The 13,228-nt window shown below is 56.7% G+C and carries 11 protein-coding genes; 9 read left to right on the forward strand and 2 right to left on the reverse strand.

Annotated features, from left to right (window positions below; all coding sequences use genetic code 11):
- Nucleotides 1–95: 95 nt before the first annotated feature.
- The 7 genes from BK667_RS31535 to BK667_RS31565 are packed head-to-tail and all read left to right on the forward strand — an operon-like array spanning nucleotide 96 to nucleotide 7,866.
- Nucleotides 96–470, forward strand: coding sequence for a GtrA family protein (locus tag BK667_RS31535; protein WP_123599940.1), 375 nt, complete (start codon nucleotides 96–98; stop codon nucleotides 468–470).
- Nucleotides 467–1,936 carry a UbiA family prenyltransferase gene (locus tag BK667_RS31540; RefSeq protein ID WP_259698290.1) on the forward strand — a complete coding sequence of 490 codons (1,470 nt, stop codon included), beginning with the start codon at nucleotides 467–469 and terminating at the stop codon, nucleotides 1,934–1,936. The genes BK667_RS31535 and BK667_RS31540 overlap by 4 nt, the downstream gene beginning before the upstream one ends.
- Before the next feature lie 23 nt (nucleotides 1,937–1,959).
- The gene (locus BK667_RS31545) at nucleotides 1,960–3,441 is read left to right on the forward strand and encodes a DUF8728 domain-containing protein (RefSeq protein WP_123599941.1); all 1,482 of its coding nucleotides are present in this window, start codon (nucleotides 1,960–1,962) and stop codon (nucleotides 3,439–3,441) included.
- Nucleotides 3,431–4,750, forward strand: a complete 1,320-nt coding sequence (locus tag BK667_RS31550) for an FAD-binding oxidoreductase (protein ID WP_123599942.1) — start codon at nucleotides 3,431–3,433, stop codon at nucleotides 4,748–4,750. Before BK667_RS31545 ends, BK667_RS31550 begins: the two co-directional genes overlap by 11 nt.
- On the forward strand, nucleotides 4,747–5,487 hold the full coding sequence (locus BK667_RS31555; protein WP_123599943.1) for an SDR family oxidoreductase: 741 nt from the start codon (nucleotides 4,747–4,749) through the stop codon (nucleotides 5,485–5,487). Before BK667_RS31550 ends, BK667_RS31555 begins: the two co-directional genes overlap by 4 nt.
- Entirely contained in the window at nucleotides 5,484–6,446 is a 963-nt protein-coding gene (locus BK667_RS31560; protein WP_123599944.1) for a lysylphosphatidylglycerol synthase transmembrane domain-containing protein, read from the forward strand. The genes BK667_RS31555 and BK667_RS31560 overlap by 4 nt, the downstream gene beginning before the upstream one ends.
- A complete protein-coding gene (locus BK667_RS31565; protein ID WP_123599945.1) occupies nucleotides 6,436–7,866 on the forward strand; it encodes a glycosyltransferase family 39 protein in 1,431 nt (476 codons plus the stop codon). Before BK667_RS31560 ends, BK667_RS31565 begins: the two co-directional genes overlap by 11 nt.
- Before the next feature lie 42 nt (nucleotides 7,867–7,908).
- Here BK667_RS31565 and BK667_RS31570 read toward each other — a convergent pair whose 3' ends face one another.
- Both BK667_RS31570 and BK667_RS31575 read right to left on the reverse strand, forming a co-directional pair.
- The gene (locus BK667_RS31570) at nucleotides 7,909–9,528 is read right to left on the reverse strand and encodes an FMN-binding glutamate synthase family protein (RefSeq protein ID WP_123599946.1); all 1,620 of its coding nucleotides are present in this window, start codon (nucleotides 9,526–9,528) and stop codon (nucleotides 7,909–7,911) included.
- 151 nt (nucleotides 9,529–9,679) lie between these two features.
- On the reverse strand, nucleotides 9,680–10,480 hold the full coding sequence (locus BK667_RS31575) for a helix-turn-helix transcriptional regulator (RefSeq protein WP_123599947.1): 801 nt from the start codon (nucleotides 10,478–10,480) through the stop codon (nucleotides 9,680–9,682).
- A 127-nt stretch (nucleotides 10,481–10,607) separates the two neighbouring features.
- Between BK667_RS31575 and BK667_RS31580 the strand changes: the two genes are divergently transcribed.
- The gene (locus BK667_RS31580) at nucleotides 10,608–11,429 is read left to right on the forward strand and encodes a carbon-nitrogen hydrolase family protein (RefSeq protein ID WP_123509418.1); all 822 of its coding nucleotides are present in this window, start codon (nucleotides 10,608–10,610) and stop codon (nucleotides 11,427–11,429) included.
- Nucleotides 11,430–11,830: 401 nt separating this feature from the next.
- Nucleotides 11,831–13,156 (forward strand): APC family permease, encoded by a 1,326-nt coding sequence (locus tag BK667_RS31585; protein ID WP_123599948.1) that lies wholly within the window; start codon nucleotides 11,831–11,833, stop codon nucleotides 13,154–13,156.
- Nucleotides 13,157–13,228 lie beyond the last annotated feature (72 nt).

Here is a 13,228-nt window from a genome sequence, read left to right on the forward strand (position 1 = left end):
AATAGGGGGCGACCTGTAATTTCTGACAGTAGACGGCACCCGGTAGTGATTTTAGTTTGAAGGCACCTGCAACGGCGACGCGGCAAGGAGCCGGCATGAAAGCCTTCTGGAAGGGGTTCTCCACTTACAGCGTCATCGGCGTGGCCAATGCGATCATCCATTGGCAGATTTTTTTCGTCCTCAGCACCGGTGCTGAACTCACCCAGGCCGCGAGCAACTTCGCGGCGTTTTGCGTTGCCGCCTCTTTTTCCTTTTATGTGAATGCGCTGTACACCTTCGATGCCAAGGTGTCGGTGGGCGTGTATCTGCTGTTCATTGGTCTTATGGGCGCCATGAGCTACGGCATCGGGCGCCTCGGCGATCTGTGGCGGTTTCCCGGTTTGCTGACGGTGACTGTGTTTTCACTGTTGAGCCTGGTGTGCGGGTTTGTCTTCTCGAAGTTCGTGCTGTTTCGTGGGCGTGAAACATGAACACTTCTCAGCGCCCGGCGCGCCCGTTGACACAACTGAACATGCCGTCCCGGCCCTTCGTCGTCGATCTGGACGGAACGTTGCTCAGGTCTGATCTGCTGTTCGAAAGCGCCATGGCCTTTGTTCATAGCCAGCCATTGCACTGGCTGAAGCCTTTGAGTTGGCTCAGTCATGGCAAGGCATATTTAAAAGAACAGTTGGCGCAGGCGACGGATATCGACGTCACCGTGCTGCCCTACGATCCCGATGTACTGGCGCTGATCGAGGCGCAACGCAAGGAAGGGCGCAAAATTGTGTTGGCTACGGCCAGTCATCATTCGCTGGCGACGCGGATTGCCGAGCATTTAAAGGTGTTTGATGACGTCCTGGCCACAAGCCTGGGGTGCAATTTATCGGGCACGAACAAGCGTGATTTGCTGGTGGCGATGTATGGCGAGCGAGGTTTTGATTACGTCGGCAATGCGCTTGAGGACTTGTCGATTTGGCGCGTGGCCGAGCAGGCCTACGTCGTCAATCCTTCGCCAGGCGTCGAGCTCGCCACCCAAAGCCTGGACAACGTGGTGCAAGTGGTTCGCTCGGGGGCGATGAGTGTCAGGGATTGGTACAAGGCGTTTCGCATCCATCAGTGGGCCAAGAACGCGCTGATCTTCGTGCCGCTGCTGGCCGCGCACCAGATTGGCAATCCACTACTGCTCTGGCACGGTCTGCTGGCCTTTGTGTTTTTCGGGTTATGCGCCTCCGGGGTCTATGTCATCAATGACCTTCTGGACCTGGAGGACGATCGAAGACATCCGCGCAAACGCTATCGACCGTTTGCCAGTGGGCAGTTGTCGATCAAGTCCGGCCTGATCGTTTTTCCCTGTCTGCTGCTCACGGCTTTTATCGGGGCCTGGTGGTGGTTGCCCTGGCGGTTCGTCGCCGTGCTAGCCACCTACTACGCGCTGACGCTGGTCTATTCGGCGGTGTTGAAACGGGTTATGGCCCTGGACGTGATTGCCTTGGCGCTGCTTTACACCTTGCGCATCATCGCCGGCGGTGCCGCGTTCGAACTGGAACTGACGGTGTGGATGCTGGCGTTTTCGATGTTCATGTTTTTGAGCCTGGCACTGGTCAAGCGCTACGCCGAACTCCAGGTCGCGTTGTGCAACGGCATCACCGGCAAAACCGGTGGCCGTGATTACTACCCGGCCGATCTGGCGATGCTCTCTTCCCTGGGGGCTGCTTCGGGTTACCTATCGGTGATGGTACTGGCGCTGTACATCCATGACAGTACGACCGTCGTGCTTTACAGCCATCCACAACTGATCTGGCTTGGCTGTCCGTTGTTGCTGTTCTGGATCACTCGTATCTGGATGCTGACCCATCGCGGCAGGATGAATGACGACCCGGTGGTGTTTGCATTGCGGGATCGTTTGAGTCTGGCGCTTGGCGTGATGTTTGGGCTGATTTTTTGGGTGGCGGCATGACGTTCGGGTATCGGGAAGCGGCGATGACTGATCGGTTGTCATCGTCTGATGGCGCTATCTTGCTGGGGATATTTATTTTTCCAGTCATGGTGTTATTCGTTTCAATCCTGCTGACGAATAACGGTGTGTTGATCTACACACTGGATGATCCGTACATCCATATGAAAATGGCCAGGAACATAATGTCTGGCCATTACGGGATTAACCTCGGCGAAAATGCTGCGCCTTCTTCAAGTATTATCTGGCCGTTCTTGTTGGCGCCTTTTTCCGTGTTGGGTAAAGGTTTCTTCTATGTGCCATTAGTGCTGAATGTCATCTTTTCATGGATGACTGTTCGGTTGCTCTTTCAACTATTGAGCAGCGTGGCACCTGGTTACAAAGCGATTATTATTTGTGGGTGGTGTCTGTCCACCAATGTCTATGGCGCAATCTTCAATGGGATGGAGCACAGCCTGCAAGTTTATTTAACGACGCTGATTGCTTGCGAAGTGGTCAGGCGAGAGTTTCTAGGGGCGACAAAGGTATCTTCTGTCTTTTATTTGGCAGCATTTGTTTTGCCATTAGTACGTTATGAGGGGGCTGCGGTTTCCCTGCCCGCGTTGGCTTATTTATGGGTAAACGGTGAGCGGAAGAAGTCGCTGGCATGTGGCGTGATGATACTGTTGGCGGTGGCTTCGTTTAGCCTGTTTTTGAAAGAGTTGGGGCTCGGTCTGTTACCCTCGTCGGTGCTTTCAAAGTCGGATATTTCCGATTTTTCATCACTGGCAGTGCATGCGCTGAATCAATGCAAAATGTATGGATGGGTGATTGTTGTAGTCATTGTTTTTTGTTGTTTTTTCTCAAGCAGAAAGTCATTGGTTATGCTGCTGTTGGGTGTGACCTTGCTTCATACGCTTCTTGGGAAAAGTGGATGGTATGGGCGTTACGAACTGTACTGGCTTTCATTTGTTGGTGTTTTTTTTATCGCGGCGTGTGTCAGGTGTCTAACGGATAAGTGGGTAGCGATATTGTTCGGTTTTATACCTCTGGCATTCAGTGAACTCGCCTATGTGACATTCAGTACGCCTTGGGCTTCGGCAAATATCTACAATCAACAATATAGGATGTCAATGATAGCCGCCCGGTTGGATGAACCGTTGGCGATCAATGATCTAGGGCTCGTTTCATTAATGACGGACCAGTATGTGTTGGACCTTGCAGGGTTGGGAAGCTACGAGGCCTTGCGACTAAGTCGAACGCAGCCGAACGCCCTTTGGGTGGGTGAGTTAATGAAACGTCAAGGTGTGAAATATGCCTTTATCTATGACGAGTGGTTCTCGGGGTTGCCGGATTACTTTATAAAAGTTGCTGAACTAAAGTTGGCTATTCCCAACATTTCGGCTGCGCAAGACAGCGTATCCCTGTACGCAGTAGATGCTCTGTCCGCGAAAAAGCTTAAAGGCGTATTGGTCGATTTTCGTATCAGGAATACCTCCGATCAATTCGAGATTGACTATGTCCAGTAGCCGGTTGGCGTCATGGGGACAATACCCCGCAGCGCAGCAAGCAGGTCATCCCTGCTACTGGCGTGGTGATTTGAAGCATCAGCTGCAGACGTTGGTCAACGATCACGGCACCACCTTGCCGTTTGGTAACGGCCGAAGTTACGGCGACAGCTGCCTCGCCAGCAGTGCGCATGTGTTGCATTTGCGCCCTCTGAATCGATTGATCGAAGCAAACTGGCAAACCGGCCAGATTTGCGCTGAAGCGGGGGTGACCCTCGGCGAGATTCTGCAAGTGTCGATCCCCCATGGCTGGTTTCTGGAGGTCACGCCCGGAACACGCCACGTGACCCTGGGCGGCGCACTGGCCAATGACGTGCATGGCAAGAATCATCACCGGCGCGGTACGTTTGCCCACTCTGTATTGAGCTTTGGCCTGCATCGCTCCACGCAACCGCCAATGACGTGTTCACCTTCGGAAAATCCGCAGTGGTTCGCCGCCACGATGGGCGGGTTGGGCCTGACGGGCATTATTAGTTGGGTGAGCATTCGTCTGCGCAGAATTCAGTCCAGCCGGGTCGAGACGGTTCGGGTGCGGTTTGACCATCTGCGCGAATTCTTCGCGTTGTCGGCGGAGTTGGACCCTTTGCACGAATATAGCGTGGCGTGGATCGATTGCCTGGCCAAGGGTCGCCAGCGAGGGCGCGGGGTGTTTACCGTTGGCGAGCACAGTGAAAACGGGCCGCTTCAGGTGGCGCCGACACGCTCGCTGAGCCTGCCGATCCGGCCACCGGTGTCCTTGATCAATCGGCTCTCAGTGAACCTCTTCAACCGCAGTTATTGGGCAATGCAACCGGCGACTCGGGTACACCAAATCGTCCCCTACAGCCCGTTTTTCTATCCGCTGGATGGCATCGAGCATTGGAATCGGGCCTACGGACGCAAAGGTTTCCAGCAGTTCCAGTGCGTGTTGCCCGAAACGACGGCCGAAGACGCCTTGGCCCAGCTCCTCAACGCGATTGCCCACAGCGGCACCGGGTCTTTTCTCGCGGTGCTCAAGCGCTGTGGCGATTTGACCTCGCCGGGGCTGCTGTCCTTTCCGATGCCTGGAACGTCACTGGCGCTGGATTTTCCTCAGAACACTGCGCTGACGAACACACTGCTGCCACGTCTGGACGCCATCGTCCGGGAGGCCGGTGGTCGGCTCTACCCGGCCAAGGACGCGCACATGAGCGGCCGCGATTTTCGCCAGGCTTACCCAGCCTGGGAACAGGTTGAAGCGCTGCGCGACCCGGCGCTGATGTCCCGTTTTTGGCAGCGAGTCATCCAATGAAAAAAATACTGATCGTGGGGGCCACCTCGGCCATCGCCAGTGCCTGTGCACGGCTCTGGGCGGAGCAGGGCAACGAGTTTTTCCTGGTCGCGCGTGATGTGCAGAAAATCCAGCAAACCAGCGCTGATCTGCTGGTTCGAGGCGCTGGCAGGGTAACGTCTCATGTGATGGACGCCACAGATATCGCCGCACATCCGGTCATGCTGGAGCGTTGCCTTCGCACCTTGCAATCGATCGACATCTGCCTGATCGCCCACGGCACCTTGCCGGATCAATTAGTGTGCGAACAAAACGTCGAGGTAGCGCTGGCGGAGTTTGCCCATAACGGTACGTCGGTGATTGCGCTGTTGACGCTTTTGGCTAATCAAATGGCTGCCCAGCGTTGCGGAACCCTGGCAGTTATTTCCTCGGTCGCTGGCGATCGAGGGCGTTCGTCCAACTATTTGTATGGTTCAGCCAAAGCCGCTGTTTCAGCCTTTTGCGAAGGGTTGCGTGCGCGCCTGTTCAAGTCCGGTGTGCAGGTGCTGACCATCAAGCCCGGTTTCGTCGATACGCCGATGACCCAGGGGCTGGCGTTGCCGGCGCTGTTGGTCACGCAACCGGAGGATGTCGCCCGACGCATCGTCGCCGGCATTGAGCACCAGAAGTCGGTGCTTTACGTGCCGGGGTTCTGGGCCTTGATCATGTGGGTAATTCGCGGGTTGCCGCAGTGGCTGTTCAAGAGGCTGAGCCTGTGAATCAGGAATTGTTCCTGTCCGGTTGGCGTTATCGGGTGTTGATCGGCTCGGTGGTTTGCTCGGCCCTGGCTTATCTCGGTGTTTCCCTGTGGGGCGGCTGGTCGGCGGTGAGCGGCGCAATGAGTCGGGTCGGGTGGCTAATCGCAGCTCAGATCGGTGTGTTGATCCTGACTGGTTACGGCCTGCGTTTCTTGCGTTGGCAGACCTACCTCTATGCCCTGGGACATTCGTTGCCGTGGCGGCCGAGCCTGAAAATCTACCTCGCCGGTTTTGCCTTGACCACGACACCAGGCAAGGCCGGCGAAGCATTGCGTGGGGTGTTGCTCAAACGCTGGGGCGTGCCTTATGCCAACAGCTTCGCGGCGCTGGTCAGTGAGCGTCTGTCGGACCTGTTGGCCATGGTGTTACTGGCCTTGTTCGGCTTGAGCGACCACCCGGAATGGCTCTCGATCATTGTCGTCAGCCTGGTGCTGGTGACCTGTGGTTTTTTGCTGGTTTCCCGACAAGAGCTGATGGACATAGTTGAGCAACGAATATCTCGTGGACGCGGCTGGACGTCCCGGGTATTACGCAGCGTTATTCAAGTATTGCTCCAGTCGCGCCGCTGCCACACCCCGCGACGCCTGATCGGTACAACGCTGTTGAGTCTGTTGGCCTGGAGCCTCGAAGCGCTGGCGTTTTACTGGATATTGAGCGCCATGGGCCTCGACGTCCCGTTGACCTTCGCGATGTTTGTTTATGCCATTTCCATGCTCGCAGGCGCGTTGAGCTTTATGCCGGGTGGGCTTGGCAGTGCGGAAGCGGTGATGGTCGCTTTGTTGATGTCCGGGGAGGTAGCGCTGCCGGATGCGATTGCGGCGACGGTTTTGTTGCGGTTGGTGACGTTGTGGTTGGCGGTTGTCTTGGGTTGTGCGGTGCTGATCAATACCAGCGGCAGGGTGATACAGGATGAAACTTAATCCAGGCAGACAGTGTGTAACGGTCTATGTGTCTTTGGCCGCCGCCTTGATATTTGGCAGTTATTTGCGACTGCGTAATATCACGGTGGACTCGCTGTGGCTCGATGAAGTATTCAGTCTCGCTACCAGTCATCCAGATAACAGCCTCCTTGAAGTTTGCCAGCGCACGCTGGTGGACGTGCATCCCCCTGCATATCAGATTGTTTTATGGGTTTTTTATAAGTTGTTCGGCTTTAGTGAGTGGGGTGGACGGTACCTCTCGGTTGTTTTCGGCGTCTTCTTGATTGCGGCTGTTTTCTGTCTTGGAAAACAACTTTTCAATTGTCGGGCAGGCCTGATATCTGCGTGGCTGGCAGCGATAAATTTTTACTTGATTACTTACTCTCAGGAGACACGTTCGTACGAGTTATTAGCGTTGTTGACGACCGTATCGTTTATCGCCTTCGTCAAGGCGGTGCGCACACGTGATCGGTTTCACATTGCTATCTATTCACTGGTGGCGACACTGTTAGTCAATACGCACTATTTCGGATTTTTGGTGGTGGCTGCTCAAGCGTTTTTAGTAGTCTGTACGTTATTGGAAAGGCCATTGGATAGACGGCTGTTGTACCGCTTTGGTTTGGCGGGGAGTTTTATATTGCTGAGCGTCGCACCCTACGTTTCATACGTATATTTTAATTTTCATCGACAGGGGTTTTGGCTCGCACCACCCAATGACCGGTTCTTCATTGAGCTGTTCAATTTGTATTTCGGAAATTTTACTTTGTCTGTGATCTACGCAGTGCTAGTGGTGGTCGGGGCTACGCGCTTGATCAAAGAAGAGCGAAATCGCGAAGCGCTTAGGTTATTTGTTTTCTGGATTGTGGCCTGTGCCATTATTCCTTACGTACGTTCGTTGTATATTCAACCTGTTTTGACCATGCGCAGTTCGATTGTTTTACTGCCCGCGTTGTTGGTGACCATTGCTTATGCCATCAGTCTCATTGACGATAGATGGACTCAGTTGGGGATTGCGGTGATTGTGCTGTGTTTTTCGATGACGCCATTGTTCACGGATAACAAACCGATATTTACCTACGCGAATCAACTAAAGCCCGTCAGTCAAATGCGCGACCTGGTTCATGAATTTATCGTTCGGCAAATCCAGGAGCCACTGTATGCGAGGCAGGCCATAGAGTTTAATCAGTACTTTAAATTGCTGGGTTCGCCAAAGAATGTCCGAAACGAGGACATGTTGAACAAGGACTTGTTATCGACACACCCTCCCGAAACTTTTTATTTTCTTGCCTCCCGCATAGCTCCGCTAGACGTAAAAACGTTTCTGAGCCGCTATCACATTCAATTACTCAGTGAAACGGAAGTAGGCGATTCACTCGCGCTAGAGTTTCGCTCACTTCCCCTGGAGGCTGAAAAAAAGTGACAGGGCAACAGCCGCATCCGGGTGCGGCTGTCGCTAGATGATCTACGCTGCAACCACTTCCCTCGGCTCAAAACTATCCGCCCGAGCCATCTGCCACATCCGCGAGTAAAACTCGCCATTCACTTCCCCGGTCAACAATTCCCCGGGCTTCAAGAACACATGCAACTGCGAGAACAATTTGATCTCAGTCGCCGACATACGCCGCACCAAATGTTTGGCCGACAATTGCGAAGGGTGCTCCAGCCCAGCAGCGGCAAGCATTTCAGCCAACGCCTTCAAGGTATTGCGATGGAAGTTGAACACCCGCTGAGCCTTGTCCGGCACCACCAATGCGCGTTGGCGCAGGACATCCTGGGTCGCCACGCCGGTCGGGCATTTGTTGGTGTGGCAGCTTTGCGACTGGATGCAGCCGATGGCAAACATGAAGCCACGCGCCGAGTTGGCCCAATCGGCGCCGATGGCCAGGACGCTGGCGATGTCGAAGGCACTGACGATTTTGCCGCTGGCGCCGAGTTTGATTTTGTCCCGCAGGTTCAGACCCACCAACGTGTTGTGGACGAACAACAGGCCTTCGCGCATCGGCACGCCGATGTGGTCGGTAAATTCCACGGGCGCGGCGCCGGTGCCACCTTCTTTGCCGTCGACGACGATAAAGTCCGGGAGGATGCCGGTTTCCAGCATGGCTTTGGCGATGCCCATGAATTCCCACGGGTGGCCGAGGCAGAACTTGAAGCCCACCGGTTTGCCGCCGGACAGTTCACGCAGTTGCTGGATAAAGTGCATCAGTTCGATCGGCGTGGAAAACGCGCTGTGGCGTGACGGCGAGATGCAGTCTTCGCCCATCATGATGCCGCGGGTTTCGGCGATTTCCTTGGTGACTTTGTGCTTGGGCAGGATGCCGCCGTGGCCGGGTTTGGCGCCTTGGCTCATCTTGATTTCGATCATGCGCACTTGCGGCGTCTGAGCCTGGGCGGCGAAGCGTTCCGGGTCGAAGCGGCCGTCGGCGGTGCGACAGCCGAAGTAGCCGCTGCCCAGTTCCCAGGTCAGATCACCGCCGTTTTCCCGGTGATAGGCACTGATGCTGCCTTCGCCGGTGTCGTGGGCGAAGTTGCCGAGCTTGGCGCCCTGGTTCAGCGCGCGGATGGCGTTGGCGCTGAGGGAGCCGAAGCTCATGGCCGATATGTTGAACACCGACGCCGAATACGGCTGGGTGCACTGCGGACCGCCGACCAGCACGCGGAAACCGCTCGGGTCACTCAACGGCGCCGGGCGCATGGAGTGGCCGATGAATTCGAAACCCGACTGATACACATCGATCAGGGTGCCGAACGGTTTGTCGGCGCTTTCATTTTTGGCCCGCGAGTAGACCAGCGAACGCTGGGCGCGGGAGAAGGGCAGGGCGTCGCTGTCGGATTCGAGCAGGTATTGGCGGATTTCCGGGCGAATGCCTTCCACCAGGTAGCGGATATTGCCGAGGATCGGGTAGTTGCGGCGCACCGCGTGGGGGCTTTGCAGCAGGTCGAACAGGCCCACGAGGCTAAGCACGCCGGTGACGGCGGTGATCGGCCAGAGCCAGTCGTGTTGCAGGAAGGGCAGGCTGGCGAGGGTGAAAATCACGCAAGCGGCAAAGAAGGCGTAACGGCTCAGGAGTGACAGGCTCATACGGTTTCCCTGGGTTCGGACTCGGTTGTGTTCAACACACGGTCCCTGTAGGAGCAAAGCTTGCTCGCGATGGCGGCGTGTCAGTCGACATTAGCCGTGACTGACACACCGCCATCGCGAGCAAGCTTTGCTCCTACAGGGCCGTGGTGTTTCAGGCATTTTGGGCCTGGAGGAATATCGAAAACAGCTCCGACTGGGACTTAATCCCCAGTTTGCTGTACATGTGTTTCTTATGGACTTTCACGGTTTCTACGGAGATTTCCAGCTTACGGGCGATTTCTTTACTGGAGCAACCGCTGAGCATCAACCTTCCGACGTCCAGCTCCCGGGCGGTCAATTGCGCGCCTTTGAGTTGCTGCACCGAGGCTTCCAGCTGTACCCGCCAATCGACCTGCGGTGGGGCGGGCACCAGGGCCACAACTTCGTTGATTTCATAGGGCAGGCGTTGGCGCAACAGGCCGAGTACCCACGGCTGGATCAGCGACAGCAGCGCGATCTGCTGACCGCTGAAACGCTGTTTGCTGCCCAGCGACAGGCACAGCGTGCGGTCGCCTTCGAGTTGGCAATTGAACTGGATTTCGTCGGCCACCACATTCAGACGAAAGTAGCGCTGGTAATACTCGGTCAGCTCGAAGTGCTCCGGCGCAACTTCCGACAGGCGATAGAGCCCGGTGCGCGATTGTTCGCGGCAGGCGATGTAGAACGGGTCGAGCAGGTACAAACCGCGCAGGTAATCCTGGAACAGTTGATCGGGACTGCCGTCCTCGCCGGGGCATTCGGCGAAGACCTGCGGGTGCTGGTCGGCGCTGAAAAGCAGCACCACCCAGCTGTCGAAATCCACGTATTGATCCAGTAATCGAACCAGCTGCGTCCAGAAATTCGGCTTGTCCAAGGCGTCGATCAGTTGCCCCACCGAGCGGTGCCAGGCGATGTCATCCAGCGAGAGTGTCATGCGTCTACCCCTATCGGGTTACCCCAGCCGCGTGATTCCCTGGCCGGTTGCTTGCTGCGCATACTGGCGCACAGACACCGACCGGGCAATCTTTCTGCATCCCCGGCGCCCATAACAAGGAATACCCATGAAGGTCGAACTCGCCCAATTGGCAGGCCGTGACAATGACACGGCTTACAACCTCGAACGCGCCCTGGCCGCGATTGCCGCCTGCGCCGCCGACACCCAGCTGATCATGTTCCCGGAAGGCCACTTGATGGGCTTCGCGTCGGAAGAGACCGTGGCCCAGGTTGCCGAGCCGCTGGACGGCCCGACCGTCAGCGCCGTGATCGCCGCCGCCCGTGAACGCAAGATCGCCGTGGTGGTGGGCATGGCCGAGAACGACAACGGTCGTTTCTATAACACCACGCTGCTGATTACCCCTGAAGGTATTGCCCTGCGCTATCGCAAGACTCACTTGTGGGCGTCGGATCGCGGTGTCTACGAGCCCGGCGACCGTTACGCCACGTGCCTGTGGAATGGTGTGCGGGTCGGCCTGTTGATTTGCTACGACATCGAATTCCCCGAAACCGCCCGTGCCCTGGCGCAACTGGGCGCCGAAGTGCTGCTGGTCACCAACGGCAACATGGACCCATACGGCCCGACCCACCGCACCGCGATCATGGCCCGCGCCCAGGAAAACCAGGCGTTCGCGCTGATGGTCAACCGGGTGGAAGCAGGGGATGGCGGCTTGTTGTTTGCCGGCGGCAGTGCGCTGGTGGATCCGCTGGGCACGTTGCTGTTCGAAGCCGGGCGGGAGGAGGGGCAGTTTGCGGTTGAGCTGGATCTGAATCAGCTGACCACGGCGCGGCAGGATTATCGCTACCTGGATGATCAGCGGCTGAAGTTGCCGGGGGAGATTGTTGAACATGCCAATGGATTGCGGGAACTGATTATTCCGGGGCGCTAGATAGTACGCGGGGTGTCAGTTGGAACCGCCCCTCACCCTAACCCTCTCCCCAGGGGGGAGAGGGGACTGACCGAGGTGTCTAGGCTGTTTGCTGCGACCTGGAATACCGAGCCGAACTCAGGTTTGAAATGAGAAATTCGGTCGAACACACATTTGAATGAAACACCCCGTCGAACACAGGATTCGAAACCCATGGAGATCTGCCCCCTTTCCCCTCTCCCCAAGGGGGAGAGGGGACTGACCGAGGTGTCTAGGCTGTTTGCTGCGACCTGGAATANNTGCCCCCTTTCCCCCTCTCCCCTCTGGGGAGAGGGTTGGGGTGAGGGGTGGCTTTTGACGTTGACGTAATTTTTGCCGAACTCGGCTCTGCCATAAATCTAATAAATTCGGAGTAGTCGCTCATGGCTCGTTTACAACGCACCCTGTCATTGGGTTCGGTGGTGCTGTTCGGCATCGCCTACATGACGCCGATCATTGTGCTCGGCACCTTTGGCATCCTCGCTCAATCCACCGCCGGCATGGTCCCGGCCGCTTACCTGGCGGCGCTGGTGGCGATGTTCTTCACCGCCATGAGCTACGGGCGCATGGCCGCCGCGTTCCCGGTCGCCGGTTCGGCCTACAGCTATGTGCGCAAAGCCATCAGCCCGAAACTCGGGTTCATCGCCGGTTGGGCGGTGTTGCTCGATTACCTGTTCCTGCCGATGGCGATCTGGCTGATCGGCGCGGCCTATCTAAACTCCGCGTTCCCGGCGGTGCCGCAGTGGATCTGGGTGCTGGCGTTCATCGGCATCACCAGCGCGATCAACATCATCGGCCTGAAACTGGCCAACGGCATCAACGCCTTGCTGATGCTGGTGCAAGCGCTGGTGCTGATCGCTTTCGTCGTGTTGTGCGTGCATTACATCGGCGGCGATGCAAGTACACCGCTGTGGACGATCAAACCGTTCTTCAACGGCGACATGCAAATGCCGCTGATCATGAGCGGTGCGGCCATCGCTTGTTACTCGTTCCTGGGCTTTGACGCGGTCAGCACCCTGACCGAAGAAACCCGCGACCCACGCCGCACGATCCCCCGGGCGATCATGCTGATTACCCTGATCGGCGGTTTGATTTTTGTCGGTGTGTCGTACTTCGTGCAGATCGCTCATCCGTCGTTCCAGTTCGACAACGTCGACTCGGCGGCCTACGAAATTGCCCGCAACATCGGTGGCGACCTGTTTGTGTCGATCTTCCTGATCGGCCTGATCGTCGGCCAATTTGCTTCGGGGCTGTCGGCCCAGGCCAGTGGTTCGCGGTTGCTCTTTGCGATGGGTCGCGACGGTGTGTTGCCCAAGTCGTTCTTCGGCACCTTGCATGAAAAGTTCGGCACACCGGTCAACAGCATCCTGCTGTGCGCAGTGGTGGCGTTGCTGGCGCTGAAACTGGACGTGACCACCTCGACTTCGTTCATCAACTTCGGCGCGTTCCTGGCCTTCAGCCTGGTGAACCTGTCGGTGATCTTCCATTACTGGATTGCTGGCGAGAAGAAAGGCCCGCGTGAACTGGTGCTGTTCCTGGTGTTCCCGTTCATTGGCCTGGTCGCTGATCTGTGGCTGATGGTCAGCCTCGATCACCTGGCGATTTACCTGGGCCTGAGCTGGCTGGCCATTGGCGTGGTGTACCTGGCGGTGCTGACCGGCGGCTTCCGTCGCCAGCCACCGGAAATGGATTTCCAGGAAGCCACGTAATCCCACGTAACCCTGTAGGAGCAAAGCTTGCTCGCGATGGCGGTATATCGGTCACTGTTAATGTTGATTGGC

Source organism: Pseudomonas frederiksbergensis, assembly GCF_003732705.1.
In the GTDB taxonomy this organism is placed as follows: Bacteria; Pseudomonadota; Gammaproteobacteria; order Pseudomonadales; family Pseudomonadaceae; genus Aquipseudomonas; species Aquipseudomonas frederiksbergensis_F.

What these genes read in the sequence shown, in the direction of transcription:
- BK667_RS31535 (WP_123599940.1), top strand. Translation starts at nt 96, where the DNA reads ATGAAAGCCTTCTGGAAGGGGTTCTCCACTTACAGCGTCATCGGCGTG.
- BK667_RS31540 (WP_259698290.1), top strand. Translation starts at nt 467, where the DNA reads ATGAACACTTCTCAGCGCCCGGCGCGCCCGTTGACACAACTGAACATG.
- BK667_RS31545 (WP_123599941.1), top strand. Translation starts at nt 1,960, where the DNA reads ATGACTGATCGGTTGTCATCGTCTGATGGCGCTATCTTGCTGGGGATA.
- BK667_RS31550 (WP_123599942.1), top strand. Translation starts at nt 3,431, where the DNA reads ATGTCCAGTAGCCGGTTGGCGTCATGGGGACAATACCCCGCAGCGCAG.
- BK667_RS31555 (WP_123599943.1), top strand. Translation starts at nt 4,747, where the DNA reads ATGAAAAAAATACTGATCGTGGGGGCCACCTCGGCCATCGCCAGTGCC.
- BK667_RS31565 (WP_123599945.1), top strand. Translation starts at nt 6,436, where the DNA reads ATGAAACTTAATCCAGGCAGACAGTGTGTAACGGTCTATGTGTCTTTG.
- BK667_RS31570 (WP_123599946.1), bottom strand. Translation starts at nt 9,528, where the DNA reads ATGAGCCTGTCACTCCTGAGCCGTTACGCCTTCTTTGCCGCTTGCGTG.
- BK667_RS31575 (WP_123599947.1), bottom strand. Translation starts at nt 10,480, where the DNA reads ATGACACTCTCGCTGGATGACATCGCCTGGCACCGCTCGGTGGGGCAA.
- BK667_RS31580 (WP_123509418.1), top strand. Translation starts at nt 10,608, where the DNA reads ATGAAGGTCGAACTCGCCCAATTGGCAGGCCGTGACAATGACACGGCT.
- BK667_RS31585 (WP_123599948.1), top strand. Translation starts at nt 11,831, where the DNA reads ATGGCTCGTTTACAACGCACCCTGTCATTGGGTTCGGTGGTGCTGTTC.